This window comes from Bradyrhizobium sp. LA6.8 (genome assembly GCF_040547935.1).
GTDB lineage: Bacteria > Pseudomonadota > Alphaproteobacteria > Rhizobiales > Xanthobacteraceae > Bradyrhizobium > Bradyrhizobium barranii.
On the sequence record NZ_JBEPQQ010000003.1, the window covers coordinates 1,139,648 to 1,165,684 of the forward strand.

Below are 26,037 nucleotides of genomic sequence, written 5' to 3' on the forward strand. Positions count from 1 at the left end.
AGGCCGCTCCGTGTGCGTCAGTTCTTCTTCGCGACCGCGGCCTTCGCCCGCGCGGCGATGTAGTCGGAGTGCGGCATGCCGAACTCGGTCTCCCAAGCAATCAGCTTGCCTTCGGCCTCGGCCTTGCCGATGGCCTTGTCGACGGCTTCGTGGAATTCCGTGTCTCCCTTGCGGAGGCCGCCGGCCATCGGCTGGAATTCATACGGCACCACCGCGATCTTGTAGCTCGCCCAATCGGGCTCCTTGAGCTTCTGCTGAAGCGTCATGTCGTCAAAGACGAAGCCGATGCAACGATTGTCCTTCAACGCGCGATAGGCTTCCGGCTGGGTCTTGAAGGCCACGAGATTGATGCCGAATTCCTCGGTCATCTTCTTGTTGTAGTAGGAGCCCTGGATGCCGCAGACCGACTTGCCCTTCAGCTCTTCCCACTTGGAGACCGTCGCTTCCTTGGCCGCCAGCACGGACGGGCCGGCAGCGGAAACGTATTCCGTCGTGAAGTCGATGACCTTGGCGCGCTCGGCCGTGACGCCGAGCGTGGCGAAGATCGCATCGATGCGGCCGGCGGTCAGGAATTCGATGCGATTGGACGCGACGACAGGCACGAGCTCGATCTTGTCCTCGGAGCCAAGGAGCTCCTTGGCAACGTACTTCGCAAGCGAGACCTCGAAGCCGACGATGTCGCCCTTGTCGTTCAGAAAGCCATAGGGCACGTAATCATTCTTCACGCCGACGACGAGCTTGCCGCGCGCCTTGACGTTCTCAAGCGTGCCCGCCACGGCGGCGCTACCAGCAAAAAAGGCAGCGAGCGCAACAGCGGAAACGCCCATCATCGTTTTGAAGCCTGTCATCCTGTTCCTCTGGATAAATCACGGCCTTCCAGCGCTGTTGCCACAGCGCCGCGTCAGCCATCAGCTTTGCGAATGCAGAAATCAGGTCGCTCAAAAAATATGCATCAATCTCAAGCGACCTAATTTTCATCATTGGAGACGCATCTTTCTCAATGTACAAGTTGCCGAGGCCTCTTTTTTCATAATGTGAGATACTGTGCCGGTGATCGCCCAACCGCCCTCCGGTGGAGCCCAGCTGCTCGACCGGACCGTCATCCTGCTGGATCTTGTCGCCGATGGCGGCGTCGAGGGCCTATCGCTCAAGGACCTGGCGGCCCGCTCCGGGCTAAACACCGCCACCTGTCACCGCATCCTCAACACGCTGGTCGGTCACAAGCTGCTTGCCCGCGACGACAAAAAACGGCGCTACAGGTTGGGTGCACGCATGGCGATCTACGGCGTCCGCGCGGCTCGCGGCCCCGGCATCATCAGCCGCTGCGAGATCGCGCTGTCCCGGCTCAGGCGCCGCACCGGCGACACGACCCATCTGATGGCCCGCTTCAACCACGATTCCGTCTGTCTCGACCGGCGCGACGGCGAATGCATCGTGCCGACGCTGACGGGATCGATCGGCGGCTTCGTCCCCCTCGGCGTTGGCCCGGGTTCGATCGCAATGCTCGCATTCCTGGACGAGGACGAGCAGGACTACATCATCCGCGCCAACCTCGGGCGCTACGCGTCCTATCGCAACCTCACCGAGAACAAGGTTCGACAGCTGATCGCCGACACCCGTCGCCGCGGTTACGCGGTGGATGTGGGCGAGCTCATTCCCGGCATTGCCGGAGTTGGATTGCCGATCATGACGCCGGGCGAAAAGCCGGGCGCGGCGCTCAGTTTCACGCTGCTCTGCGCCAAGCTGACGCCAGGCGTCCTCGAACATTACGGCGCCCTCCTGAAAGAGGAAATCGACGCCATCGTCGGTCAGTAGGAAGGATCAGGGTGGCGTGGCGACGGCCGGAACCAGGTTAGCGGATCTCGTTCACGTAGGGATGATGCGCAGTCGTGGCGCGGTACTCGCTCAGGATCACAAGCGCACGGGCTTGATCGTACCCCTAGCTTCCCAGCGCATTCTCGCCGGCTTCGCGACCGGGCACGCTGACATGCACCTCATGCCCCTGACGGATCGCCAGGGAGGCGGCAGCGACCGCGGACTCGAACGCGGCTTCCTTGGTCGCGTATTTGCTTTTGACGTCGCCGTCGTGCAGCACGCCCCATTCGCCCTCGACCGGCACGATCGCGTATTGAGCAAGGCCCATGGTGCAACTCCTCGATATCCAGCGCTGCGTGACCTGCGGATGGGCTGCCGTCACCCGCCACACGGTTTTGCCGCTGTCGTCGGCGACCAGCAGTGCGCCGGTCTTGTCGATGGCACCAGCATCGGATGAATCGGATGACCCGCGATTTGCGCGGTGGAGCGCACGCGTACGGCTTGTTGCACGGTCGGCCTCGTTTGGCTTTTCGCCCTGCCCGACCGGCCAACTCTTGTTTGCGGTGAAGGTTCCTACTCTCGCGCCGCCACCGGCGCGCCGGCCTGATACGCCGCATAGGCGCACTTCAAGCCATCGTGAAGCGAGGTCGTGGCACGCCAGCCGAGCTTGGCGAGACGGCTGACGTCGAGCAGCTTGCGCGGCGTTCCATCGGGACGCGAGCTATCGACACTGATATCGCCGCACGCATTTGTCGCGGTTTCGAGTTCGACGTCGGTATTGACGCAACACCTCACCACCGCAGTAGCCGCGGCCCGAGCGCGGCCCCCGCCAGAGTGCACACCACGATCGTTCCACCATACCAGAGCGCGACAAAGGGCGGCGAATCGTCGGTGCAGTGAAGCGCGTAGGCCACTGCGCTGATGCCGCCAGCGACAAGACCAGCGAACGCCCCTGCTCGGCGCAGGTCCGTCGGTGCCGCCTGACGCACCGCCCACATCGTCAGCGCAAATGGCACAATGGCGATGATCGGGATCGACACCAGACATTCCAACCACGCGTCACCCGCAACCATTCGGTCCCAGTGCGACACCGGCGCCGAACCGATGCTGATGAGCGCCAGCGCCGCGATCAGCAGAAACGGCAGGACGACGACCGCCATGCTGTGCTTCAGGACGCCGCCTGGACGGGACAGCCTGGCCAAGTAGATCGCCGCCGTGCCGACGATGGCGGCAGCGAAGGTGATCTTCAGAACCAGGAATGTCCACGTTTCTACCGTGGAAAGGCCTGTACGTGGGCCAAACCCGGCCAGGATGGCGGTCACGGCAAGGACCAATCCAGCAGCAACCGCCAAGGCGATACGTCGACCGACGGCCCTGACGTCCACGGGATCGATGCACGCGCTCAAGGCCTCAACAAGATCGTCGGTCTTCATGCTCCGTTCTCCTTGGCGCGCCGACCGATGACGGGCGTCGTGCCCATCTATCACATCGGGCACTTTGCGCCGGCCATTCCGGCCAATTCGGAATTCCTGAGCTTTCCAGTTACGTGACCACGCGGACGTGACAGCGGGGATTGACGCGGACCATCGGCGACGTCTTCGCCGAAGGCCGTCTCGCGCCTGAACTGGCGATATCCTCCGACCGGCGCCGGTTATTTCTTCTCGTCCTGCTTCCCGCTCGCACCATGATCGGCATGGCCCATGCCCTGGCCGCAGCAGTTCATCTGCTGCATGCCCGACGTCATGCCCTTGCTATCCGAGCCCATGCCCATCATGCCGCTACCACCCGCGCCCATCCCCATCCCGTCAGCGGCCGCCGGCTTGTCCGTGGCCGGCGGTGCCGAGGGCTTCGTGGACGATTCCTGCGCGAGCACGGCAGAGCCGGCGGCAACGCTCGCCACGACGACGAGCACCGCAATCGCTGTTTCCGTACGGCTTCGCATGAGCTTCGGCTGTTTGGTTTCCATCGAAAATGTTCCTTTGATTTCCGGTTGCGGCCGACGTGATCAAAAGCCCAGGGCCCGCCTCGCGCCGGTAAGCTCGCCAATCCCGCTGCCGCGGTTCGTCCCCGCGAGTCGAACCTCGTCGGTGAAGGGCGCCTCACGCGCCCATCTGCAGATGAGTTCGGAGATTTTCGATCGCCAGTTACGTCATCACGCTCTGGTGAAGACGGAGAACGAAAATCTCCAGACGCGGCCTCACGATGGAGCCGGCGTCGACCTGGAGGGTCGAGTGCCGAAGCGGCGTGCGACATCGAAGCAAAGCCGCACGGCGGCAATGGCCGCAATGGCGGCCAGCAGCGCCAAAAGGAGAGCGGTCATAGCAAGAGCTGCGTCGGCGAGCCGAATGCCGCCGATCATCAGCGCACCTGTGCCCGTATTCATGCAGTTCATCATCATGTCAGCACACTGATCTTGGATTCCCCATCACGCTTGCGACCGTCGCCCTGCCAAAAGCAGCCGGAGAAGTGCGGCGATCGCGAGAAGAAGCACCAAGGCTGCCAGGACACGCAGGACCGGCGCGGATGTGAGAACGATCAGCAACTGCGCAGACAATCGGCCCGCAAGACCCAGGGCTTGCTCGACGAGCCCGTTCGAACTCACATGATGCACGTGAGACATCGTATGGTGCATTTCGGACATGCCTTCCATCTCAGCGTTCCTCCATTTCAACGACGTCTGCTCCCGCCTCATTCGGCCGGTCGGGTTGCGAATTCGCGGTCCCATATGAATCCGATACCGATCCAGCGCGCCGTCCAAGGACTGGAACCATCCTGACAAGAATGGGGTCCCGAAGGACGAAATGGTGGAAAAGCGCAGCCATCACATGGAGCAAGATCAGCGCAAGAAGCGTCCAAACAAAGAAGACGTGGACATGGTAGGCCGTCATCGCGCTGATCGGGCGGCCGACAGAAAGGCCGGAGCCGAGACGGTCAATATTCGGCAGCCCGGGAACGGTCATGCAGCATCCCATCGACGAGGCGACGATCCAGCCGGTCAGTGGCGTCAGCAGCATCAAGGCATAGAGCGTCCAATGCATTGCCTCCGCGACCAGATAAGGAATGCGCGAGCCTCCGCTCTTCTCTTTCGGCCATGGCAGTAACGTCCGCAGGAAGAGCCTGACGACGACGAGGCCTAGAACGGTGAGGCCGGCATAGGCGTGTGCGGCGAATGCTTCCTGGCGCGGGCCGTTTCCATAGACGGCGCCCAAGCCGAAATACAGGGCAAGGATCATCGCCCAGGCCGCGATCCAGTGGGCGATGACCGACGTGACATTCGGCCGTTTCAAGTGTCGGATCATTGGTATCGATGGATGTCGCGAAATGAACTGTGCAGCCGGTCTTGTGGTCGAGACCGGCTGGCACATCTGGCGGATGTGCCGGCCGGCCGTAGCCTCGCACTAGAATCCTCGCGACGGCGGAACGGAAGATTTCGGTCCGCCGGCATAATGCCAGGTGTTTTCGTCGGTGGGCGCCGACGCGACGGCAGGAGAGGCCGTCCGGCCGATCGCAGCGAACGCATCACGAGGCGCATGTTGCATGTCGACGATACGGTAGGAACTGGGACCTACCTCGATCGGCCAATAGCGCTTGTCGGAAATCGTCGCGCCCGCATTTGCGGTTGCCGACATCGCCACCAGCGATGCCAGAAATGAAATCGCAAGAAGGGGCTTCGTGAACTTCGGCGACATTGTCTGCTCCTTTGTCATTCGAAGGGCGCGACATGCGCGCTCCTGTAAGTGAGTTCGGAGCTCTTGTTCGGACAGTTACACGATCACGCTGCAGTGAAAGACGATGACACGAGCCGCCGCAACAACCGCCGCGGCGGGAGGTCAGTCACGCGTCACGGTCCCTACCGATGAAGGAAGCCAGCGCCTTCAGACCGCGGTGGATACTGATCTTGACGTTCGATTCCGACATGCCGTAGCGCGCGGCGGTTTCGGCAACGCTCTTGCCTTCCAGCTTGACGGCTTCGATCGCCTGGCGCGTCTTCCGCGGCAGCCGGCCGAGAAGTTTCGCCATGTCGTGCGTCCCCTCGGTCGACGCGTGGTCGTCGGCCGCCATCAGTTCCTGATGATCGTCGATCGGAACGTCCATCCGCGACATCTTGCTGCTGCGGAGGCGGTCGATCAGCTTGTAGCGCGCGATGGCATGAAGCCATGGCGTGAACAGTGCATCGGGATCATAGGTGTGGCGCTTGAGATGGATCGCCAGCAGCGTCTCCTGGACCAGGTCTTCCGCCTCCTCGACGCCGCGTCCCGCCCCCAACATCCTGCGCTTGAAGTAGGAGCGAAGACGAGGCGCGAGCTTCGCGAGCAGCGTACGGTAGGCGGCCGCATCGCCGCGCTGGCTTGCCAGCATCAGCGTCTTCAGTTCGGTTTCATGAGCAGTCATGTTGGCACAGCCGGTTGTTCTGTGGTTTCGCCATCGGGCTATCGGACACCCACGGACTCAGCATTTGCTATCAATGAATTTCCCGATCTCCCTCAGGCGAAGAGAAGATCGCCGCCGCACGATCGCCCAGCGTTCCTGCGGGCATGATCGCTGGCGCGCCTCTCTCGGGACCATCCTTGTTGGAATCGGAACGGCGAAAGCGGCGCGCGACGGCGTGTGCGCCGATCGGCGCACAGTCAGCAATCAGGCGCTGGCGCGCCCGTCAGATGTTCGTTCGAGGGGGACGTTCGGGCGGTGACTTGGCGAGCCCAGCCGGCACGAACTCGCTAACTGGGGCAATCCGGGCAATCAAGACCGGGACTTCAGCGATTGTGCTCGCCTGCCTTGGCCCAGAGAGCTTGATCATGCAGTTGGCGAAGCCACAGAAGACACATTTGTCGCAATCGAATCGAATGGGAGACTGCTTCTTCGGACAACAAGGCATGCCGTCCGCCATTTGCATGGCATCATTATCGGCCGCGGCCGCCGTCATGGTCGCAGTGAGGGCAGAAGGCGCAGCCGCCATCAATTGCGCAGCAGGTCCAATGAAGACCCCCATCGCAATCCCCAGCGCCAAAAACCAGCGCATGACAGCTCGAAATTTCATGGCCGTAAAATTCCACGGGCGGGACGGATTGAGAAGCCCCCTGGTCCTGAATTCGGCGACGGTCGGCGATCAGTTACATCACGCCCTCGTGAAGATCGACGCGTGTGAGCCGAGAGCGCGAGTCTCTTCGGCTTCCTCAAGAAGTACCGCCCTCGGCCAGTCCCGACGACTATTCGGTCCTGGTCGCCTACATGAATGTGAATGCGCTCACGACCGTGCTGAGGAAATGCGGAGACGAACTGACGCGGGAGAACCTGATCCGCCAGGCCACCTCGCTCCGTGGCGAGCGGATGACCTTGATGCTTCCGGCCATCTCGATCAGCACGGCGCCCGGGGACTACACGCCCTTTGAGATCCTGCGCATTGCGACATTCGACGGAACGAACTGGACGCTGTCGGGTGATCCGGTATCGGCCGACTGGGAAGCCCCCACGTCCCAGAGCTAGCGTCACTCCGTCGCCATTGCCCCCGTCGTCTCAAGCGCTTCGATGGCATCCGGCAGGATGCCCCAATCAGCGAGCACCTGTCGGCTGTCCCGCCCCGGCGACGGCGGCGGTGTGCGCAATTCGGATGGTGTACGAGAGAACCTCGGGGCCGGGCCCGGGTGCCGCACGCCGTCGAACATGGCATAGACGCTTCGCGCCTGCATTTGTGGATGCGACGGCGCCTCGTCGATCGTCAGGACCGGCGCGAGACAGGCGTCGTGTCCCATGGCGGCGGCAACCCACTCATCGCGCGTCCGCCCGGCGAAGATCCTGGCAAAGCGCTGGCGCATCTCCGGCCACGCAACGCGGTCGTTCTGATCCGGTAGCTCATCGGCACCGAGGCCCATCACCTTCAGCAAGTTGGCGTAGAAATGCGGCTCGATCGCCCCGATAGCGATAAACTTGCCGTCCTTCGTCGCATAGCTGCGATAGAACGGCGCGCCGCCATCAACGATGTTGTCCGCACGTCGCTCCGTCCAGCTTCCTTGCTGCCGGAACGCCTGAAAGGCCGACATCAGATGCGTCACGCCGTCGATCATGGCCACGTCGATCGTCTGTCCCTTCCCCGATCGCTGCGCCTCCATCGCCGCCGAAAGCACGCCGACGGTCAGGTAGAGTGCTCCGCCGCCCAGATCGGCGACGAGATTGAGCGGCGGCGGCGGTGGGCGATCGGTATCGCCCAAACAATGGAGCGCACCGGTCAGCGCCAGATAGTTGATGTCGTGTCCCGCTTCCTGCGACATCGGTCCCTCCTGCCCCCATCCCGTCATGCGCGCATAGACCAGACGCGGATTGACGGCATGGCAGACATCGGGACCAAGTCCAAGCCGCTCCATCACCGAAGGACGAAACCCTTCGATCAGCGCATCCGCCTGTGCCACCAGCTTCAGGACCGTCGCAATGGCCTGCGGCTGCTTGAGATCGAGCGCAACCGAGCGCTTGTTGCGATTGTAGAAGTCGAACTGCGCAGGCAGATCCGGCTCGACACCGGGTTTCGGGATGCGATCGACGCGCAGCACGTCGGCGCCGAGATCGCCGAGCAACGCGCCCGCAAATGGCGCCGGGCCGATCCCGCCCATTTCCACGACGCGAAAGCCTTGCAGGGGGCCGGTCACGATGAACTCTCCTCTTCCTGGACATCGGTGGGATCGCGACGCGGGACGATGAAGTTCGCCGCCCGATCGCCCTCAGCGATGAAAGCGCACGACGTCATCGATCCTGGCCCGGTCGACACGCGCCGCATTGGCCTTGACGTCGTGGTCCTCATAGCCAAACGAGATGCCGAACAGCAGCTTGTAGTTGCTGGAGAGGTCGAGCTGCTCCCGAACGATGTCTGGAAACAACCCGAGCGCGCCCTGCGCGCAGGAGGCGATCCCACGCGAGGTCAGCACCAGCATGAGCGTTTGCGCATACATGCCGATGTCGGCCGCTTCGCGCGTATCGAAAGGCTCCGGCATGAAGATCAATACGGCATGCGGCGCATCGAAGAAGGCGTGGTTGCGGATATAGGCGAGCTTGCGTCCGACCGCGTCGCTGCGCGCAACCCCCATGGCCCCATAGAGGGCCTGCGCTGCACCGACCTGGCGTTCCCGGTAGATTCCGGTGAACTTGCCGTCGGCCGGCCAATCCGGCTTGATCGGATCGTCGCGCATCCCCGCAGCAACCAGCGCCTCACGCAGGCGCCTGAGCCTGTCCCCTGACACGACGTGCGGGGTCCATGGCTGAACGTTGCAGTTGGAAGGCGCGCACTGCGCGAGCGCGAATATCTCGTACAGCGTTGCCGCGGGCACCTCGCGCGGAAGGAATCCGCGCACGGACCGACGGAGGCGGATCGCTTCGTCGAGATTCATCATAGGTCGCTCCACGAGGCTCATGGCTCGCTCTCGATCAATGCCATACCGCGCGTCGCATAGGCACGCGCGAGCCGTCGGCCCACATTCGCCGCGTCCGGCAACACGTTGTTGCCGAGATCGCCACGCGCCGCCACGCCGGCGCTTCCGACGGCGCCCCGGAACATCGCAAAGACCTGATGGAAGACTGTCAGGCGCTCGGTCGCCCCTGCGTATTCATAGTAGCGATCGAGATAATCCCGCTCACTCGGAATTCCCATATCGTCGAGCGGCAGGCCGAGTAGTCCTCCGTTCTCGTCCGGCGCCATGCGCCAGGCCTGGCTGTTGAACGCGAGGTCGACGAGCGGATGGCCCAGTGTCGACAATTCCCAGTCGAGCACACCGATCACACGCGGCTCGGTCGGATGAAATACCACATTCGCCATGCGGAAATCGCCATGGCAAAGGACAAGCGTCTCGCTCGCGGGCACGCGTTCCGCCAGCCAGCGCACCATTCTGTCGAGAGCGGGGTTATCGTCATCACCCCGGCGATACTCACCCCACAACCTGGACCAGCGATTGAGCTGGCGCGCAAAATAGTTGCCCGGCTTGCCGTAATCGCCGAGCCCGATTTTCCCGTAATCGAGCTTGTGGATTGCGGCGAGCGTCGCGCACATTGAGCGATAGCAAGCAGCGCGCTCCTCGCGCGCAAAGCCCGGCAGGGCGTAGTCATAGACGACGCGCCCCTCCAGCCATTCCATGAGATAGAACGGCGTGCCGAGAACCTCCCGATCCTCACAATAGCGGTAGGGCTTGGGCGTCGGGACGTTGCTCGTCTCAAGGGCCGTGAGCACGCGATATTCGCGGTCGATCGCGTGAGCAGACGGCATCAGCACACTGTTCGGCTGCTTGCGCAGCACGCCGCGCCAACCACCCCGCGTCACAAAGTAAGTGGGATTGGACATGCCGCCGCTGGTGCGCGTGACCTTCGCCCCCGCAGTCCCGCCCAGCCAATCCTTCAGATATGCCTCGAGCCGACGAAGGTCGAAATCCGGATCGCCGTCGCTCGCCTGCACGCTCATCGCGCTCAGCTCGCGCTCTTGCCGCTAAAGCCGAACAGATATTGTGCGACACGCCGCATCTGCACCTCTTCGGTCCCTTCGGTGATACGGTAGCGACGGTGATGGCGGTAGATGTGCTCGAACGGCAATGCACGGCTGTAACCCATGCCGCCATGCACCTGCATCGCGCGATCGGCGGCCTCGCAGCACAGCCGGTTAGCGCGGAAATTGCAGATCGACACCATGTCGCTGATCTCGAGCGGATTCTGGCGATCCATCTGCCAGGCGGTCCGAAAGATGAAATTGCGCAGCATCTGGTATTCCGCCCAGAGCTCGACCAGGGGAAACTGAACGGCCTGCTTCTTGGCGAGCGGCTCGCCGAAGGCGACGCGTGATTTCGCGTATTTCACCGCTTCCTGGATGCAATAGCGCGCGGCCCCGGCGCTGGCCGCCGCCTGCCGGACGCGGTTCTCGTGCACGAATCGCTGCGCAACGACGAGCCCCTCGCCCTCCCTGTGCAGAATGGCGCTGTCCGGCACCCGCACGTTCGACAGCTCCGTCTCCGCGTGATCGCTGGGCATGTTGAAGGTCCAGTGATTGTAGAGCACGTTATGGCCGGGCGTGTCGGTCGGCACGATGAAGGCCGTGATGCCCTTGGCCTCGCCCGGCTTGCCCGAGGTGCGGGCGAACACCAGATTAGCGTGGGCGCGGGCGACCTGGCTGTTCCAGCGCTTGCGGCCGTTGATGACCCAATGATTGCCGTCGCGCACGCCCGTGGTCTCGAGCCAGGTCGCATCGCTGCCATGCCCCGGCTCGGTCAGGCCGAAGGAGAGGTGCTTCCTGCCGGTGATGATGCCCTCGATGTAGGTCTTCTGCTCATCCGTTCCGTAGTCGGCGAGTGCCGGGATGATCGGAAAATTACCGACGATGGAGGATTCATCCTGAAGATCGTTATGCAGACCCAGGCCCCGGGCGGCCAGGTGCTCGCGGATCGCCGCGATCGCAAGGTTCGATGCGCCCTGGCCGCCGCAGGATTTCGGCAGGCCGTAGCGAAGATGCCCGGCCTTGTCGGCAATGCGCTCCATTTCGCTGATCAGGGCCCGCCATTCGTCACGGGGGCGGCCGTCGTTGTCCCAGTCGGTGCGGGCATTCTCGCGACGATGGTCGAAGAACTGCTTGTGATCGCGCTCGAGCGGTTTGATCTCCGCTTCGATGAAGGCGTCGAGTTCTGCGAGCTTGTCGGTGACGTCCTTGGGAAGTTCGAAATCCACGGCGCCTCTCCTGTTCTGTTCTTATGGGGCAGCGAGTGTTGCTAGAGCGCGATCCGGCCATAGGGATGGGTGCTGCTGACGCCGCCATCGACCGACAGCAATTGACCGTCCACGTAAGATGAATCGTCGCTGGCCAGGAATGCCGCTGCGGCCGCGATCTCCTCAGAGCGTCCCGGCCGTTTCAGCGGCGTGACGTGTCCGAGCTTGGATTCGACTCCCCGGGCGCGGGCGTCCTCGAACACCTTGCGGGTCAGTTGTGTCTCGACGAGCCCCGGCAGCACCGCATTGACGCGCACGCCGGTCCCGGCAAAGGCGTTGGCCGCCGTCTGTGCCAGATTGTTCACGGCCGCCTTGCTTGCGCTATAGGAGATCGCGCCAGCATTGGCGCGCAGTGACGCGGCCGAGGAAGTCAGGATGATCGAGCCGTACCCCTGAGCCGTCATGTGACGTCCCGCATATTTGACGGCAAGGAAGCAACTGATCGTGTTGATACGGTAGACTTCGGACCACTCTTCCACCGTCTGCTCCAGCAGCGGCGTGTTGGTCCCGGTGACACCGATATTGGCGAAGAATATCTCCATCCCACCGAATTCCGAGACGCAGCGCGACACGATCGCCGCCACGTTCTCCTCGATCGAGGCGTCTGTGATCATGGCGGATGCCACGCCACCCTCGCCCCGGATCTCCGCGGCGGTCTCCTCGGCGTTACCGGCCCGGCCGACGACCAGGACAGCCGCGCCCTCGCGCGCGAAACGAATGGCGCTGGCGCGGCCGATACCACTTCCGCCGCCGGTGACGACCGCACGCTTGCCCTCGAGCCGCTTCATGCGTCTTCTCCTATCTGGCGGGAACCGTCCAGCCGCCGTCGGCCGTGATGACCGCGCCCTGGATGTAGCTCGCGTCATCGCTTGCAAGGAACGCCGCAAGCGCGGCGATCTCTTCCGGAGCACCGAAGCGGCCGGCCGGCATCTCGGCCTGCCGCGCCGCAATGGTCGCCTCGTCGAACTGCGCGATGGAAGCAGGTGTTCCGATCATGCCTGGCGCGATCACATTGACGCGGATCTTCTTTGCGCTCAGCTCGATGGCAGACGCGCGCGAGAGGCCGACGACGCCAGCCTTCAGCGCGGAATAGGCAATCGAGTCCTTGGCGGGGTGAAACGCCGATACCGAGCTCAGATTGACGATCGAGCCGCCGCCGCGCCGCTCCATCTGCGGAGCCACGGCCTGCGTTGCCCAGATCAAGCCGTGCACGCCGACCGCGAACATCCGCTCGACCGTGTCGACCTCGATCTGCTGCAATGGTTCAAAGCGGGCCCACACGGCATTATTGACGAGTACGGCCACGGGTGCGTCGAATTCATGCTGGACGCGCTCAAAGAGCCTGTGAACCTCATCGCGCTTGCCGATATCGACCTCGTATCCCCTCGCCTCGAACCCCATGTCCTTCAACTGGCTGACCGCAGGCTCCAGCCGTCGCGCACTGACATCGACACAGGCAAGGCGCCCGCCCTCCCGGCCGAAGCGCTCCGCGATCGAAAGGCCGATCCCGCGCGCCGCGCCGGTGACGACGCAGACCCGATCCTTGAGACGCGGGGTCATGCGCTCGCCTTGTGCGGCGGCTCGGCGAATGCCTTCGCGATCTCGCGCAGCTGATACTTCTGGACCTTGCCGGCCGGGGTCTTCGGCAGGTCGGTGACGATCTCGACGCGCTCCGGCCAGTATTGCTTGGCGACCTTGTGCTCGGCCAGGTGCGCCTGCACGCCCGCCAGATCGAGCGTCTGACCCGGACGCAGCATGATGAAGGCACAGGCCCGCTCTCCGAGCCGTGGGTCCGGATAACCGACGATCGCGACGGACAGCACGGCCGGATGCCTGAACAGCAGATTCTCGATATCGAAGACGGGAACGTTCTCACCACCGCGGATTATGATGTCCTTGATGCGGCCGTCGATCCGGATGTAGCCCTCGTCGTCCATGTAGGCCATGTCGCCGGTGTCGAACCATCCGTCGGCGTCAAACGGCTCCATGTCCTCACGCTTGTAGTAGCCAAGGAACATCTGCGCGCCGCGGACCTTGAGCAGCCCTTTCTCTCCGACCGGGGCCGGCGATCCATCCACGCGCACCACCTTGACCGCCACGCCCTCCACCGGACGCCCGTCGGTCTTCGACGATTTCTCCAGCGCCCGCTCCGGCTCGGTCAGTGTGCTCGACAGCGATTCCGTCATGCCCCACAGCGAGCAAACCTTGAGGTCCAGCTCGCGATAGGCGCGATCAATCAGCGCTGGCGGGATTGGCGCGCCTGCGCAGAGGAACTTGCGGAGTTGGGCCGGTTTGGGCACGCCGGCTGCGACGGCCTCGCACATGTCGGCAAGGAACGTCGCTGCACCGGCGGAATAGGTCACGCCTTCCCTGGCCATGATCGAGACGCCGCGCTTGGGCTCCCAGATGTCCTGGAAGATCACGGTCGCGCCGATTTTCAGACCGAGCAGCATGCCGGCCGCAAAACCGGTCATGTGGCCGAGCGGCGAGCAAACCAGCATTGTGTCGCTCGCGTCGAGGCCAAATCGTCCGGCAAGCCCGATGCAGCAGCCCATCAGCGTATTCAGGCAGTGCATGACGCCCTTGGGCGAACCCGTCGTGCCTGAAGTGAACATCAGGACGGCCATTTGATCGGCGGGAAGCGCGCCGAGATCACCAACCGGTGGCGGGCCGAGACGCTCATTGCCGGACAGCAGGGCCTGATCGAAGCTTGCAGGCCCCTCGCCGTCGACGGCGATGACGTGCTTGAGCCTCGGCAGCCCCGGCTGCAGCGAGCGGGCCATGACCTCGTGATCAAATCCGCGAAACAATTTCGGAACGACCAGCAGCTTCGTCTCGGCGAAGCCCAGCATGTAGGTGAGTTCGTGCTCCCGGAAAATCGGCATCAGCGGATTGACGACCGCCCCTACCCGGAAGGCCGCAAGCGCAATGACCGCAAATTCCCACCAGTTCGGCAGCTGGACCGACACGACGTCCCCTTGGCCGATGCCAAGACGGCGCAGCGCGGCGGCCGCACGCGAAATCAGATCCCCGAGTTCCGCATAGGTCAGACGCTTCGGTTCGGTCCGGTCGGCGCGATCCGCCATCAGCGCCAGCTTTTCGGGCGTCGCGGCGATCGTTTGTTGCAGGAACTCGTCGAAGCTCTTGTCGACCCAGAATCCGCTCGCGCGCATCGCGCGCGCATGCGCCACGGGATCGAACCGATTCTCGCTCATGACGTCGCCTCCATGACGATTGATCGTTGCCCTTGACGGCACTTTAGTGCGCTAGTGTATTATATTCAAAATGGACTGCAACACCTAAATGGGCAGGGTTGCCCAGGTTTCGAATATCGGCTTGTTTCCATTTCGTGTGCTAGTGCATTAGTTATTCCGAACCAACGAGGGAGGTCGCAATGAAGGCGGCGGTTCTGGAACGGCGCGGGATCGATGGCGTGACCTGGCGGGATTTTCCGGATCCCGTGCCGGCTCCGGGAGAGTCTGTGCTCAGGGTCGCGGCCTCTTCTGTCAATCGCGTCGATCTCTACATGCGCGACAACGGCAACGGGATCACCCATGCGTTGCCGCAGGTGATGGGGGTCGAAGCCGCCGGCGAGATCGTCGAAGCCGCCCCCGGTACCGGACTGAAACCAGGCATGAAGGCTGTTCTCTTCTCCGAGGCCTATTGCGGCAGATGCCGTTACTGCCAGGCAGGCGACCAGCCGCTCTGCGAGAACGTGAAGATCATGGGCGAGCATCGGCATGGTGGCTTTGCCGACTACATCGCCATGCCCAGCGCCTGCTTCTTTCCCCTCCCCGATGACGCCGACCTCGTGGCGGCAGGTGCCCTGATGACGGGCCATCTGACGGCCTGGCGGATGCTGTTCGGCAAACGGGCGCTGCAACCCGGCGAAAGCGTCCTGATCGTCGGCATTGGCGGAGGCGTCGCAGTTGCCTGCCTCCAACTGGCGAAAATCGCGGGCGCCCGCGTCTTCGTCACCTCCTCCAGCGACGAGAAAATCGCCAGGGCGAAGACGTTAGGCGCAGACGGCGGCGTCAATTACCGGCGCGATCGGGTTTCCGCTGCCGTCCAGGAGATGAGTGGCGGCGGCGTCGACATGGTGATCGACAGCGTCGGCGAAGCGAGCTGGGGCGAATCCTTGCGCTCGTTGCGCCGCGGCGGGCGCCTCATCACATGTGGCGCCACGACCGGCTCCAATCCGCCGGCCGATCTGCAACGATTGTTCATTCGCCAGCTCGAGATCTATGGCTCGACCGGCGGCAGCGTCAGCGAATTCCGCCAATTGCTCGATGTATTCAATCGCGGCCTGACCAGGCCCGTGATCGATTCATCGTTTGCAATGGCAGATGTCGGCTCGGCCCTTGCGCGCCTCGCCTCCGGCGCACAGTTCGGCAAACTGTCGCTCGTGGCCTAGCCCCATCGCACCGAGACGGTCACATCTTGCAAGCGGGATCCACCGGAGGAATGATGTCCTGCCCTGGCTCGAGCTTCTTGATCTGATAACCGGGCTTTCCGTCAGCCCCGATTGCGATCTGGCTGATCGCCATCCGCCGCGCGGTCTGATGATCGCCCGCCCGGACTTCGACATCGCCGAGAACCGTTTCAGTCTTGAGGCCTGACAGCGCGGCGCGCACCGCGTTGATATCGGTCGAATTGGCCTTCCGCAGCGCGGCAGCCATGAGCTCGATCGCCGCGTATTGGTCGGCACTGGTGTAAGGCGGCAGCTCCCCGTTGTATTTTTCCTTGTAGGCTTTCACGAACGCTTCGGCTTGCGCGCCGGGAAAACCGGCGACGAAGCCGATGTTCTGATAGACGCCGAGCACCGTCTCGCCTTGCGCGGGCAGCGTTTGCGGAATCACGAAGGAATTGCCCAGCACCATCTTGTATTTCTTGAACAGGCCGAATTGCTGCTGCTGCTTGGCGAGATTGATGGCGTCGCTGCCGAAGATCGTCACGAACAAGCCGTCAGCGGGGTCTGCCCCCAGTTCCGAAATCTTGGCACCGAAGTCAGGCGTGCCAGACGGAGAAAACAGCACCTTACCGACGGTGCCGCCCTGGGAGGTCACCAACCCCTTGAACTTGTCTGCGGAGTCGCGCCCGGCGGCATAGTCGACGGCAAGAATGTCCCACTTCTTGATGCCCTGATCCTTCAGGAACTCCCTGAAGGCTCCCATGATCATGGAGTCGTTGGCGTTGACGCGGAAGTAGTTTGGCGAACAGTTCTTTCCGGTCAGCCCGTCAGCGTTGGCCATCACCTCCAGCATCAGGACTTTCAACGCGGGAAGCTTGGCTTGCAGAGCCGGCGTCACCGCCGACGTGTCCATGCCGGTGATGAACATCGCGCCATCCTTCTGGACCGCGCGGGTGGCACCGTCGACCGCGGTGTCGGGCGTGCCCGGGTAGGAAATGAAAGTCGCCTCCAGCTTCTTGCCCGCGGCCCCGCCGGCGGCATTGATCTGTTCGATCGCAAGGTTGACCGCCTTGACCTGGGTGTCCTTCAACCCGGCGAGGGGTCCACTGTCGATCAGCAGCACGCCGATCTTGACGGTGTCCTCGGCCAAAGCCGCCGTCGTAACTGCGATAGACATTGCGGCGCCGATCGTCACCGCGCGCAAAGCTGGACCGATGGTCTTCATTTCTCACTCCCCTTCACTTTTTCTGATGCTCGGCTATACGGCCATCAACGCCTGGTTCTCCGGCTCACCGATGGAGCCGATGGCACCCGCCCCGACAACTTCTCCCTTCGCCAGGATCACGAATCGATCCGTCGCACGCTTCACGAGGCTGAGGTGCTGCTCGACCACGAGCACGCCGGTGCCGGCACCGCGGATGCGGTTGAGCGTCTCGACCAGTCCATCGATCAGCACCGGCGAAAGACCTTCCGACGGCTCATCGAGAAGAATGAGACTCGGATTGGCCATAAGAGCGCGGCCGATCGCCAACATCTGCTGCTGACCGCCGCTCAGCATGGTGCCGAGCCGATCGGCGCGCTCCTCCAGCACCGGGAAAAGATCGAAGATGGTCTTCAGGCTCCAGTGCCCTGCCCTGCCGGTCGCTCTGCTGAGCAGCAGGTTCTCCCTCACCGTGAGGTTCGGCAGGATGCGCCGTCCCTGCGGCGCGATGGCAACGCCGAGCTTCGCAGCGGTATAGCCCGGCAAGCCGTCGATCCGGCGGTCGTGGACCCAGATGGCGCCGGAGAGAATATTCGTCTCGCGGAACACCGAGAGCAGCAGCGTGGACTTGCCCGCTCCGTTACGGCCGACCAAGGCGACCGATTCCCCTTCTTCGACCGTAAGGTCGATGCCGCGCAGCACGGTGGATGCACCATAGCCGGCAACAAGGGACTCGATCCGCAGCGCGCTCATGCCGCGGTCCCCAGATAAGCCGCGATGACCCGACGATCGGCCCGGATCGCGTTGGGCGACCCCGTCGCCAGATGCCGGCCGAGATCGAGAACGGTGACCATGTTGCAGCAGGCGAAGATCGCATCGACATCATGCTCGACCACGATGGCAGCAATCCCGCGCTCCCGCACGAGGTCGCGTACATGCTCAAACAGACGCAGCGTCTCCGTCGCCGACAGGCCGGCTCCGGGCTCATCCATCAGCAGAAGACGTGGCCTTCCGATCAGGGCCAGCGCGACGTCGACACGACGCTGCACGCCATAGGCGATGCGTCCGGCCTTCTGGCTGAGATAGCCGCCGAGGTCCATGACCTCGATTACGTCATCCAGCCTGTCATCGCCGAGATGCCGTGCGACCAACTGGAGTTGCTCATGGACGGTCAGGTCCTGGAACACACTGGTGCGCTGGAACGATCGGGCCATGCCCTGGCGTCGGCGCCAGGCGATCGAACGCCGCGTGATATCCTCATTGCAATAGCGCACGCTTCCAGCGGTCGGACGCCGGCGACCGCAGATCGCGTCGAGCAGCGTGGACTTTCCGGCGCCATTCGGTCCGATGACACCGTGTAGCAGGCCATCGCCACTCACCTCGAGATCGACGTCCGTCAGCGCCCGCACCGAGCCATAGCTTACCGATAGCTTCTCGATCCTGAGCATGTCAGGGGGCCTCCCGCCGCCAGCCGAGCAGCCGCAACGCGCTTGATAGCCCGCCGACGACCCCGCGCGGAAACAAGACGATGAACACGACGATGGCGATGCCGGTCAGGAGCTGCGTGAGCCCGCGTGCGCCAAATTCATCCTGCGCAAAAGAAAAGATCAGCCCGCCCAGGATTGGGCCGAACGCGCCGGCAATGCCGCCCATCAGCGCTGCGACCAAGGCATTGGTGCTGACCGAAAGCCCGAGGCTCTCGGGTGAGACGAAGCCGGCATTGAGCACGTGCAGGAAGCCGGCTATGGCGGCCACGATATTGACGAGCACATAGGCGGCCAGTCTGGGGACGAAGGTGTTGAATCCGGAGAAGCGCATGCGCTCCTCATTCTCTCGCACGGCGCGGAGGACCGCGCCGAGACGTGAGCGGGCGACCAACCAAAACGCCAGTCCGATTAAACACGCCGCGACCCAGGCCAGCGACCAGAAGCGCGCCGGATTGGCAAACTCCGCGACGTCGATGCCGAGGATCGTTCCCTTCATCCGCACCACCAGCCCGTCGGCGCCCCCGGTGTAATCGCGTAATCCCTCGAGCAGAACGGCGTGGCTGAGCATCTCGCCAGCAGCGAGCGTCAGCATCATGAAGGCGAGCGGGTTGGTCCGGACGATCAAGGCGCCCAGAACTGTTGCGTAGGCGACGATGATCAGGAAGCCGACGCACAAGGCGGCCATCGGCGTCAGGCCCCACTCGCTCATGCCGATCGCGAACAGATATCCGGCGCCGCCATAGATGCTGGCTGCGCCGAGCGCCACCAGTCCAGCCTGGCTCATCAGGAAGGCGACGCTGAGCGCCAGCATACCGAGCAGCAAACCCTCGCTGCCGAGCCGAAGCGCAAAGTCACTGGCAAGGTAGGTCGGGACAAGGGCACCAGCCCCTAGCCCAACTGCGCCGGCGACAATCGCAAGCGACATGCGCGAGAATTGACCACCGAGGGATCCCGCCGTCGTCCCGTGCAAGTCACCGGTCATCGCGCCATTGCTCAACTCAGCACCCTCCCGCGTCCGATGCCGCCGGGCGCGACGAGCAGCACGACCATCAGCAGGATGTAGGGAACGAGCGCCGCAAGGTTGGGCAGAAAGACCGATCCCGCCACCTGAACGAAACCGAACAGCAACGCCGCAACGATCGCACCCCCAATGCTGCCGGTGCCGCCGATCACCACAATGATCAGGCAGTTCACGATCATCGCGACGTCCATCCCCGGATCGATCGACAGATAAGGCCCGGCCAACACGCCGGCGATCCCGGCGAAGGCGGCGCTGAGGCTGGTGACGAGCAGGCTCAGGCGATCGGCATCGATGCCCATCATCCGTGCCACCGATGGATCCTGGCTCACAGCGCGGACATACAGTCCGGACGGCGTATACCGGAGCCAAACTGCAAGCAGCGCGCACGAGCCAAGCCCCATCACGATCAGAAAGAGGCGATAGACGGGATAGGAGAGGTTCAGGACGGTAATCGAGCCGGAGAGGATTTTCGGCGCATCCACGCTGCGCGCCTCGCCGCCGTAAAAATAGATGATGACCTGCCCAAGGATGATGCCCAACCCCAGGGTGACCAGCGCCACCTCGATATGCGACCTTCTCTGCAGCGGCCGCAGCGCCAGGTACTCGAAAGCGATGCCGAGAAGCGCGAGCAGGATCGGAACGACAAGCAGCGCCAGCCAGAACCCGCCGACAAGGGCGATGGTGTAGCCGAGATAGGCGCCAAACATATAGATCGCGCCATGGCCGAAATTGATGACGTCGCGCAGGCCATAGATCAAGGCGAGCCCGCTCGACAGCATGATCAGCAGCGAAGCGAGCGCCAGCGAGTTCGCGATCAGCAATGCGATCACGACGATGCTCCCCCGTCACGCTGCATCGCACGGTGGCACACGGCCATCCGGTGCACCGCCAATCCGCGCGCCTGACCTCGCAAACGGCCCTCCCGCCATTGCCCGGCGTCCGCCGCCGATATTCAAATCGGGCGGAACGCCGGCCTTCAGCATTTCCCCGTCCTGCCGGACGACTTCGGGTTCGATGCCCGATTAGTACACTGGCTTATCATATACTGATGTTCGCCGCAAACCCTAATCGGACCCGCGCGCTGCGGCATCATGCGCCTGGCAGCATCTGCTTTCAGGAACGCCTTGACGAAACTCGTACGCACCGCAACGATATTTTGGATTCAGCGGCCGTGCCTCTCACGGCCTCAACGATCAGGCATTGCCAGGAGCACGCGCATGAATCTTGATCACGTCCTCGCGCGGCACTTCGAGCCGATCCATCAGTCCTACGATTGGCGTGATTGCGCCCTGTACGCGCTTGGCCTTGGCATTGGCGATGATCCGTTGGATGAGGACGAACTGGCTTACGTCTACGAAGGCCGCGATCAGCAAGCCGTCCCCAGCATGTGCGTCACACTTGGCTGGCCGCCGCTCTGGATCGCCGAGCCACAGACAGGGATCGCCTGGACCAAGGCTCTGCACGGGGAGCAACGGTTCGCGCTGCATCGCCCTCTCTCTGCAAGCGGATCGGTCCGTGCCGAGCATCGAGTGAGCGCCATCGCGGATAAGGGATCGGCGCACGGCGCCCTGCTCTATTTCGATACCGAGCTGTTCGATCACGCCAGCGGCGAACGACTGGCCAGCCTGCGTGCAACTGACTTTCTGCGTGGCGACGGCGGCTGCGGCAGCCACGGTACGCCGCCCGGCGAGCTCGCAAGGATCGGCACCGGCGCCAAACCGAGCGCCGCCATCGCGTACCGCACCCCGCGTCAGGCGGCCCTGCTGTATCGACTTGTCAGCAGGGATTACATGCCCATCCACGCCGACCCCGTCGTCGCCCACGAGGCCGGCTTCGGCCAACCGATTTCGCACGGTTTGAACACGATGGGTCTGGCCTGCCGCGCCGTCCTGAAGCGCTATGCGCCGGGGCATCCGGAGCGGATAGGCGCAATGGCGGTGCGATTTGTCTCGCCCGCCTTCCCCGGCGACACGATCCGGATCGAGATGTTCGAGGAAGACGAGACCATCCGCTTCAGAGCGTGGGCCGTCGAGCGGCAAATGATGGTGCTCGATCGCGGCGAATGCCGGCTTGCGACAAGTTGAAGCGTCGCGCCGGATCAGGAACCAGGTCAGCTGCGAAGCGAATCCAGGTCAGCCATCGCCGTCGAGATCCGCTCCATCATCGCGAGTGTCGTCTGCTCCGATTGCATGTTCGGCAATAGCGGCGAGTGGCACAACGTAATGGTCCACATCAGCAAGGCATGCACCATTTGCTGGCGATAATGCAGAAAGCTCCGGTCAAAGTCCGGCTTGCTGCCGGTCAATGCAGCAAACCGGTCGAGATAGCGCAGCAGCAGATCCTTCTCCCACTTGCGGCGGTCGTCGGGCGTCAGCGCCGCTGTGACGGCGTAGGCGAAGTCCCGCGACCAATGACCGCGGGCGAGGCATTGCCAGTCGCACAGGCCCATCTTCCCCGCTCCGGTGCGGTACCAGTTGCCGATATGTACGTCGGAATGGATCAATCCCTGCGGTTCGCTGTCGTGCACGGCCAGGGCGTTCATGGCAGCAGGCCAGACCGCATCACGCTGCGCCAGGATGCTTTCGGGCATGACGTGAGAGGCGGCGTCGAAGGCCTTTCGCGTATAGTACTCAAGGCTCATCTTTTCCGCACCGATCGTGAACCATCGCGGATAGCTCGCGACAAAGCGATACCGCGTCGCGAGCTCTCCATCGCCGTGGAAGCGCGCGTGCAGTGAGGCGAGAACATCGATCATGTCCTCCGCCGTCTCGCGAGAGACGTAGGTCCGGTGGTTGCAGAACGTCGCCGATTTTGTTGCAACCATGTCTTCGAGGAGCAGGATCGAGGCAAACGTCTGACGGTCGAACGCGGCGTGATAGCCGATCGGCGCCTCGATCTCGAGCTGCGGCCGCAGCTGCATGTAGAATCGGCCTTCGACCCGTGCGGTGCCGTTGAATCCGCCGATCATGCGCGTGACGACGCTCGGCAGCGACTTGGTGAACATCGACCTTGGCAGGCCTGCGCGCTGGCCGGCCTCGTTGTAACTGACAAGCAGTTGATGGCGTTCGTGCGTTCCGGCGCTGGCCGGCTTGACGACGACTCCCGTTACGACGGCTTCAGGGACCTTCTGGCAGAGCACGGCCGTCAGCCACTCGGGCGTGATGGCGTCGGGCGAGCAAGGAACATCCTCGAGCCGGCGCGCCTTCGGCCGAACCAGCCGTTCAAAGGCAACGCGTCCGCCGATCTTCAGCGCAGCCAGCGCCGTTGCGCCCGAAGCAGCCATGGTTCCTCCCTTCGCCGGCGGCAACCAGTCTCGAGCGTGGCGCAGCCGATAATTAGTACGCTTATGTACGATCTATAGCACAATCGAGCTCAGGTTCAAGACGGCGCATTGGTTTTCGCGTGCCGCAGTTTGGCAACGCGGCGGCGTAGTGGCCGCTGATTTTCAGCGCCTGTCTATTTTCGTTTCTTACGATATGATATACATGTGTACTTGTTGCGCCTACTGCACGCGGCTACACCAAAAAAGAACGACATGGGAGAAAACATGAGGATCGCGATACTGGCCGGCGTTTCGGCCCTTGTCCTCGGCGGCGCCGTCTTCGGCGCTCGAGCCGGTGAAAAGCAGTACGGCCCGGGTGTCACCGACACGGAAATCAAGATCGGCCAGACCATCCCCTACAGCGGGCCAGCGTCCGCTTTTTCCAGCTATGGCCGCGTCATGACCGGCTATTTTCAGATGTTGAACGAGAAGGGGGGCATCAACGGCAGGAAGGTGAACCTGATCTCGCAGGATAATGCGTTCAGCCCGCCAAAGGCGATCGAACAGACCCGCAAGCTGGTCGACGACGACGGTGTTCTTGCCGAAGTGGGAACAGTTGGCACCGTACCCAACATCGCCGTCCAAAAGTACCTCAACCAGAACAAGGTGCCGCAGGTCTTCATTTCAGCCGGCGGCCGGCGCTTCAACGACCCGCACAGTTTTCCCTGGACCGTCCCGTTCTATCCGGCGTTCGAGATGGAGGGTGCCACATTCGGCAAGTTCATCGTCAAGAAGATACCGAACGCAAAGATCGCGGTGCTCTATCAGAACGACGACTATGGCAAGGACTACCTCACCGGCTTCAAGGCCGGCCTGGGCCCCGACAGCACGGCGAAGATCGTGGCAGAAGCACCCTATGAGCTGAGCTATCCGACCGTCGATTCCGAAGTCCTCAAGCTCAAGGCCGCCGGCGCCGATACGATCGTCTATTTCGCAACGCCAAAATTCGCGGCGCAGGCGATCAAGAAAGCCAATGAGCTGAACTGGAAGCCGGCTCAGTTCCTGGCGAGCCCAGTCAACTCGATCCAGGGCGTTCTCACCCCCGCCGGACTCGAAAACGTCCAGGGCGCCTACACAACCCAGTTCACCAAGCAAGCCGGCGATCCGGCCTGGGCCGACGACCCGGACGTGAAGGACTATGTCGCCTTCATGAAGAAATGGGCCCCGAACGACAGCCCGAACGATTTCATCGCGCTGTCCGGATACATCAATGCGCAAGCAATCGCGAAGGGACTCGAGCGGTGCGGTGACAATCTGACACGTGAGAACTTGCTCGCCCAGGCGACGAGCTTCAACAAGGAGCGCGTCGGCATGCTGCTTCCGGGAATTGAGCTTACCAATTCGAAGGAAAACTACGCGCCCTACCGCACCCTGCGCATGGCTATCTTCGAAAAGACGTCCTGGAAGCTGCTCGAAGAGTAGCGTCGGGATCAATTCCAGGCCTGTCGGGCATGGCCCGGCAGGTCCAACCGAAAACGCCAGCGGAGAACGAGTTGACCATCAAGGGTAAGGCCTACATTGCCGGGATCTACGAACACCCGACCCGGCATGCGCCAGACAAATCCACCGCCCAGCTCCATGCCGAGGTTACCAAGGGCGCGATCGAGGACGCCGGGCTGAGCAAGGACGACATTGATGGGTATTTTCTGTCCGGCGACGCACCGGGCGGCGCCTGGCCGATGGTCGATTATCTCGGCCTCAACACCAAAAAGCTCCGCCATATCGATAGCACCGATACCGGCGGCTCCTCCTACATCATCCAGCTTGGCCATGCGGCCGAAGCCATTGCCGCGGGCAAATGCTCGGTTGCCCTGATCACGCTCGCGGGCAAGCCGCGCACCAGCCACACCCCACCACGCGCACCCGGCGCCGAGGCCGATTTCGAGACGGCCTATGGCGCGACCACCCACAATGCCTATGGCATGTGCGCGATGCGTCACATGCACGACTATGGCACCACCTCTGAGCAGCTCGCCTGGATCAAGGTCGCGGCCTCGCATCACGCACAATACAATCCGCATGCGATGCTGAAAGACGTCGTCACCGTCGAGGACGTCGTGAACTCGCCGATGATCTCCGATCCCTTGCACCGGCTCGATTGCTGCGTCGTCACCGATGGTGGGGGCGCATTGATCGTGACCTCTCCGGACGTCGCCCGAAGCCTGAAGAAGCCGCTGGTCCGGTTGATCGGTCACGGCGAAGCGATGAAGGGTCCGAACGGCGGCAAGGATCTCGATCTGACCTATTCTGCCGGAATCTGGTCCGGCCCACGCGCCTTCGAGGAGGCCGGCGTGACGCCAAAGGACGTCAAATACGCCTCGATCTACGACAGCTTCACTATCACGGTGCTGATGCAGCTCGAGGACCTCGGCTTCTGCAGCAAGGGCGAGGGCGGAAAATTCGTCGCCGACGGCAATCTGATCTCGGGCGTCGGCAAGCTGCCGTTCAACACCGACGGCGGCGGCCTGTGCAGCAACCATCCGGTCAATCGCGGCGGCATGACCAAGATCATCGAGGCCGTGCGGCAGCTGCGCGGTGAGGCGCATCCGAAGGTGCAGGTCAAGAATTGCGATCTCGCCATCGCTCACGGCACCGGCGGCCTTTTGGGAGTTCGCCACGCCGCCTCGACGGCCATTCTGGAGCGCGTGTGATGGCAGATGCAAGGAAATATTCGGCCCCGGTGACCAATCCCGAGACCGCCGCGTTCTGGGACGCAGCCAAGCAGGGCAAGTTCATGATCAAGCGCTGCACCGCCTGCGGCGAGGCGCACTACTTCCCGCGCGCGATCTGCCCGTTCTGCTATTCAGACAAGACGGTGTGGGAAGAAGCTTCGGGCGAGGCCACGATCTACACCTACAGCTTGATGCGGAAGTCGCCAACCGGTCCCTATGCGATCGGCTACGTCACGCTGAAGGAAGGGCCGTCGTTGCAGACAAACTTTGTGGATTGCGATCTTGAGAAGCTAAAGATCGGCCAGAAGGTGAAGGTGGTGTTCAAGCCGACGGATGGCGCGCCACTACCGTTCTTCACACCCGTCTGACACCAGGAAGCACCGGC

General features: G+C 63.0%; 30 protein-coding genes and 1 pseudogene. 7 read left to right on the plus strand and 24 right to left on the minus strand.

The window, feature by feature from the left end:
• Nucleotides 1-17: 17 nt before the first annotated feature.
• Nucleotides 18-848 (minus strand): transporter substrate-binding domain-containing protein, encoded by an 831-nt coding sequence (locus tag ABIA90_RS19305; protein WP_354117779.1) that lies wholly within the window; start codon nucleotides 846-848, stop codon nucleotides 18-20.
• A gap of 202 nt (nucleotides 849-1,050) precedes the next feature.
• On the opposite strand from ABIA90_RS19305, the gene ABIA90_RS19310 reads away from it, so the two are divergent.
• A complete protein-coding gene (locus ABIA90_RS19310; RefSeq protein WP_354117778.1) occupies nucleotides 1,051-1,815 on the plus strand; it encodes an IclR family transcriptional regulator in 765 nt (254 codons plus the stop codon).
• A gap of 124 nt (nucleotides 1,816-1,939) precedes the next feature.
• Here the strand turns inward: ABIA90_RS19310 and ABIA90_RS19315 are convergent, their stop codons facing one another.
• From ABIA90_RS19315 to ABIA90_RS19360, 10 genes and pseudogenes are all read right to left on the minus strand, one after another.
• Nucleotides 1,940-2,143, minus strand: coding sequence for a hypothetical protein (locus tag ABIA90_RS19315; RefSeq protein ID WP_354118354.1), 204 nt, complete (start codon nucleotides 2,141-2,143; stop codon nucleotides 1,940-1,942).
• A 245-nt stretch (nucleotides 2,144-2,388) separates the two neighbouring features.
• Nucleotides 2,389-2,556 (minus strand): annotated as a pseudogene (locus tag ABIA90_RS19320) (GDP-L-fucose synthase); the annotation flags it as partial.
• 50 nt (nucleotides 2,557-2,606) lie between these two features.
• The gene (locus ABIA90_RS19325; protein ID WP_354117777.1) at nucleotides 2,607-3,248 is read right to left on the minus strand and encodes an NrsF family protein; all 642 of its coding nucleotides are present in this window, start codon (nucleotides 3,246-3,248) and stop codon (nucleotides 2,607-2,609) included.
• A 218-nt stretch (nucleotides 3,249-3,466) separates the two neighbouring features.
• Nucleotides 3,467-3,781: a hypothetical protein gene (locus ABIA90_RS19330; protein WP_354117776.1), complete on the minus strand. Its 315-nt coding sequence runs from the start codon at nucleotides 3,779-3,781 to the stop codon at nucleotides 3,467-3,469.
• 231 nt (nucleotides 3,782-4,012) lie between these two features.
• Entirely contained in the window at nucleotides 4,013-4,213 is a 201-nt protein-coding gene (locus ABIA90_RS19335; RefSeq protein ID WP_354117775.1) for a hypothetical protein, read from the minus strand.
• A 27-nt stretch (nucleotides 4,214-4,240) separates the two neighbouring features.
• Complete coding sequence (locus tag ABIA90_RS19340; protein ID WP_354117774.1) at nucleotides 4,241-4,465, minus strand: hypothetical protein; 225 nt, start codon at nucleotides 4,463-4,465, stop codon at nucleotides 4,241-4,243.
• Nucleotide 4,466: 1 nt separating this feature from the next.
• Entirely contained in the window at nucleotides 4,467-5,102 is a 636-nt protein-coding gene (locus ABIA90_RS19345; RefSeq protein WP_354117773.1) for a cytochrome b, read from the minus strand.
• Nucleotides 5,103-5,213: 111 nt separating this feature from the next.
• A complete protein-coding gene (locus tag ABIA90_RS19350) occupies nucleotides 5,214-5,504 on the minus strand; it encodes a hypothetical protein (RefSeq protein ID WP_354117772.1) in 291 nt (96 codons plus the stop codon).
• Between the two features lie 145 nt (nucleotides 5,505-5,649).
• On the minus strand, nucleotides 5,650-6,207 hold the full coding sequence (locus ABIA90_RS19355; protein ID WP_354117771.1) for a sigma-70 family RNA polymerase sigma factor: 558 nt from the start codon (nucleotides 6,205-6,207) through the stop codon (nucleotides 5,650-5,652).
• Between the two features lie 262 nt (nucleotides 6,208-6,469).
• The gene (locus ABIA90_RS19360) at nucleotides 6,470-6,853 is read right to left on the minus strand and encodes a hypothetical protein (RefSeq protein WP_354117770.1); all 384 of its coding nucleotides are present in this window, start codon (nucleotides 6,851-6,853) and stop codon (nucleotides 6,470-6,472) included.
• Nucleotides 6,854-7,044: 191 nt separating this feature from the next.
• Between ABIA90_RS19360 and ABIA90_RS19365 the strand changes: the two genes are divergently transcribed.
• Nucleotides 7,045-7,299, plus strand: a complete 255-nt coding sequence (locus ABIA90_RS19365; RefSeq protein WP_354117769.1) for a hypothetical protein — start codon at nucleotides 7,045-7,047, stop codon at nucleotides 7,297-7,299.
• 2 nt (nucleotides 7,300-7,301) lie between these two features.
• Here ABIA90_RS19365 and ABIA90_RS19370 read toward each other — a convergent pair whose 3' ends face one another.
• The 7 genes from ABIA90_RS19370 to ABIA90_RS19400 form a co-directional block, all read right to left on the minus strand.
• Complete coding sequence (locus ABIA90_RS19370; RefSeq protein ID WP_354117768.1) at nucleotides 7,302-8,453, minus strand: CaiB/BaiF CoA transferase family protein; 1,152 nt, start codon at nucleotides 8,451-8,453, stop codon at nucleotides 7,302-7,304.
• Nucleotides 8,454-8,525: 72 nt separating this feature from the next.
• The gene (locus tag ABIA90_RS19375; protein ID WP_354117767.1) at nucleotides 8,526-9,191 is read right to left on the minus strand and encodes a nitroreductase; all 666 of its coding nucleotides are present in this window, start codon (nucleotides 9,189-9,191) and stop codon (nucleotides 8,526-8,528) included.
• Between the two features lie 17 nt (nucleotides 9,192-9,208).
• Nucleotides 9,209-10,249: a phosphotransferase family protein gene (locus ABIA90_RS19380; protein ID WP_354117766.1), complete on the minus strand. Its 1,041-nt coding sequence runs from the start codon at nucleotides 10,247-10,249 to the stop codon at nucleotides 9,209-9,211.
• Nucleotides 10,250-10,254: 5 nt separating this feature from the next.
• Entirely contained in the window at nucleotides 10,255-11,499 is a 1,245-nt protein-coding gene (locus ABIA90_RS19385; RefSeq protein ID WP_354117765.1) for an acyl-CoA dehydrogenase family protein, read from the minus strand.
• A 41-nt stretch (nucleotides 11,500-11,540) separates the two neighbouring features.
• Nucleotides 11,541-12,326: an SDR family NAD(P)-dependent oxidoreductase gene (locus tag ABIA90_RS19390; RefSeq protein ID WP_354117764.1), complete on the minus strand. Its 786-nt coding sequence runs from the start codon at nucleotides 12,324-12,326 to the stop codon at nucleotides 11,541-11,543.
• A 10-nt stretch (nucleotides 12,327-12,336) separates the two neighbouring features.
• Entirely contained in the window at nucleotides 12,337-13,098 is a 762-nt protein-coding gene (locus ABIA90_RS19395) for an SDR family NAD(P)-dependent oxidoreductase (RefSeq protein ID WP_354117763.1), read from the minus strand.
• A complete protein-coding gene (locus tag ABIA90_RS19400) occupies nucleotides 13,095-14,753 on the minus strand; it encodes an AMP-binding protein (RefSeq protein ID WP_354117762.1) in 1,659 nt (552 codons plus the stop codon). Before ABIA90_RS19400 ends, ABIA90_RS19395 begins: the two co-directional genes overlap by 4 nt.
• A 179-nt stretch (nucleotides 14,754-14,932) precedes the next feature.
• Here ABIA90_RS19400 and ABIA90_RS19405 point away from each other — a divergent pair, with 179 nt between their 5' ends.
• Nucleotides 14,933-15,952 (plus strand): zinc-binding dehydrogenase, encoded by a 1,020-nt coding sequence (locus ABIA90_RS19405; RefSeq protein WP_354117761.1) that lies wholly within the window; start codon nucleotides 14,933-14,935, stop codon nucleotides 15,950-15,952.
• Nucleotides 15,953-15,971: 19 nt separating this feature from the next.
• Here the strand turns inward: ABIA90_RS19405 and ABIA90_RS19410 are convergent, their stop codons facing one another.
• The 5 genes from ABIA90_RS19410 to ABIA90_RS19430 all read right to left on the minus strand — a co-directional run bounded on the left by ABIA90_RS19410 (nucleotide 15,972) and on the right by ABIA90_RS19430 (nucleotide 20,488).
• Nucleotides 15,972-17,174 carry an ABC transporter substrate-binding protein gene (locus ABIA90_RS19410; protein WP_354117760.1) on the minus strand — a complete coding sequence of 401 codons (1,203 nt, stop codon included), beginning with the start codon at nucleotides 17,172-17,174 and terminating at the stop codon, nucleotides 15,972-15,974.
• 33 nt (nucleotides 17,175-17,207) lie between these two features.
• Nucleotides 17,208-17,903 carry an ABC transporter ATP-binding protein gene (locus tag ABIA90_RS19415; RefSeq protein WP_354117759.1) on the minus strand — a complete coding sequence of 232 codons (696 nt, stop codon included), beginning with the start codon at nucleotides 17,901-17,903 and terminating at the stop codon, nucleotides 17,208-17,210.
• The gene (locus ABIA90_RS19420) at nucleotides 17,900-18,598 is read right to left on the minus strand and encodes an ABC transporter ATP-binding protein (protein ID WP_354117758.1); all 699 of its coding nucleotides are present in this window, start codon (nucleotides 18,596-18,598) and stop codon (nucleotides 17,900-17,902) included. The genes ABIA90_RS19415 and ABIA90_RS19420 overlap by 4 nt, the downstream gene beginning before the upstream one ends.
• A 1-nt stretch (nucleotide 18,599) precedes the next feature.
• Nucleotides 18,600-19,562, minus strand: coding sequence for a branched-chain amino acid ABC transporter permease (locus ABIA90_RS19425; protein ID WP_354117757.1), 963 nt, complete (start codon nucleotides 19,560-19,562; stop codon nucleotides 18,600-18,602).
• A gap of 68 nt (nucleotides 19,563-19,630) precedes the next feature.
• On the minus strand, nucleotides 19,631-20,488 hold the full coding sequence (locus ABIA90_RS19430; protein ID WP_354117756.1) for a branched-chain amino acid ABC transporter permease: 858 nt from the start codon (nucleotides 20,486-20,488) through the stop codon (nucleotides 19,631-19,633).
• A gap of 387 nt (nucleotides 20,489-20,875) precedes the next feature.
• Between ABIA90_RS19430 and ABIA90_RS19435 the strand changes: the two genes are divergently transcribed.
• Nucleotides 20,876-21,742, plus strand: coding sequence for a MaoC/PaaZ C-terminal domain-containing protein (locus tag ABIA90_RS19435; RefSeq protein WP_354117755.1), 867 nt, complete (start codon nucleotides 20,876-20,878; stop codon nucleotides 21,740-21,742).
• A 26-nt stretch (nucleotides 21,743-21,768) separates the two neighbouring features.
• On the opposite strand, the gene ABIA90_RS19440 is transcribed toward ABIA90_RS19435, so the two are convergent.
• Nucleotides 21,769-22,941 carry a phosphotransferase gene (locus tag ABIA90_RS19440; RefSeq protein ID WP_354117754.1) on the minus strand — a complete coding sequence of 391 codons (1,173 nt, stop codon included), beginning with the start codon at nucleotides 22,939-22,941 and terminating at the stop codon, nucleotides 21,769-21,771.
• Between the two features lie 264 nt (nucleotides 22,942-23,205).
• Between ABIA90_RS19440 and ABIA90_RS19445 the strand changes: the two genes are divergently transcribed.
• From ABIA90_RS19445 to ABIA90_RS19455, 3 genes are all read left to right on the plus strand, one after another.
• Nucleotides 23,206-24,402: an ABC transporter substrate-binding protein gene (locus ABIA90_RS19445; protein WP_354117753.1), complete on the plus strand. Its 1,197-nt coding sequence runs from the start codon at nucleotides 23,206-23,208 to the stop codon at nucleotides 24,400-24,402.
• 71 nt (nucleotides 24,403-24,473) lie between these two features.
• Entirely contained in the window at nucleotides 24,474-25,631 is a 1,158-nt protein-coding gene (locus ABIA90_RS19450; RefSeq protein ID WP_354117752.1) for a thiolase family protein, read from the plus strand.
• Entirely contained in the window at nucleotides 25,631-26,020 is a 390-nt protein-coding gene (locus ABIA90_RS19455; protein ID WP_354117751.1) for a Zn-ribbon domain-containing OB-fold protein, read from the plus strand. The genes ABIA90_RS19450 and ABIA90_RS19455 overlap by 1 nt, the downstream gene beginning before the upstream one ends.
• Nucleotides 26,021-26,037: the final 17 nt, after the last annotated feature.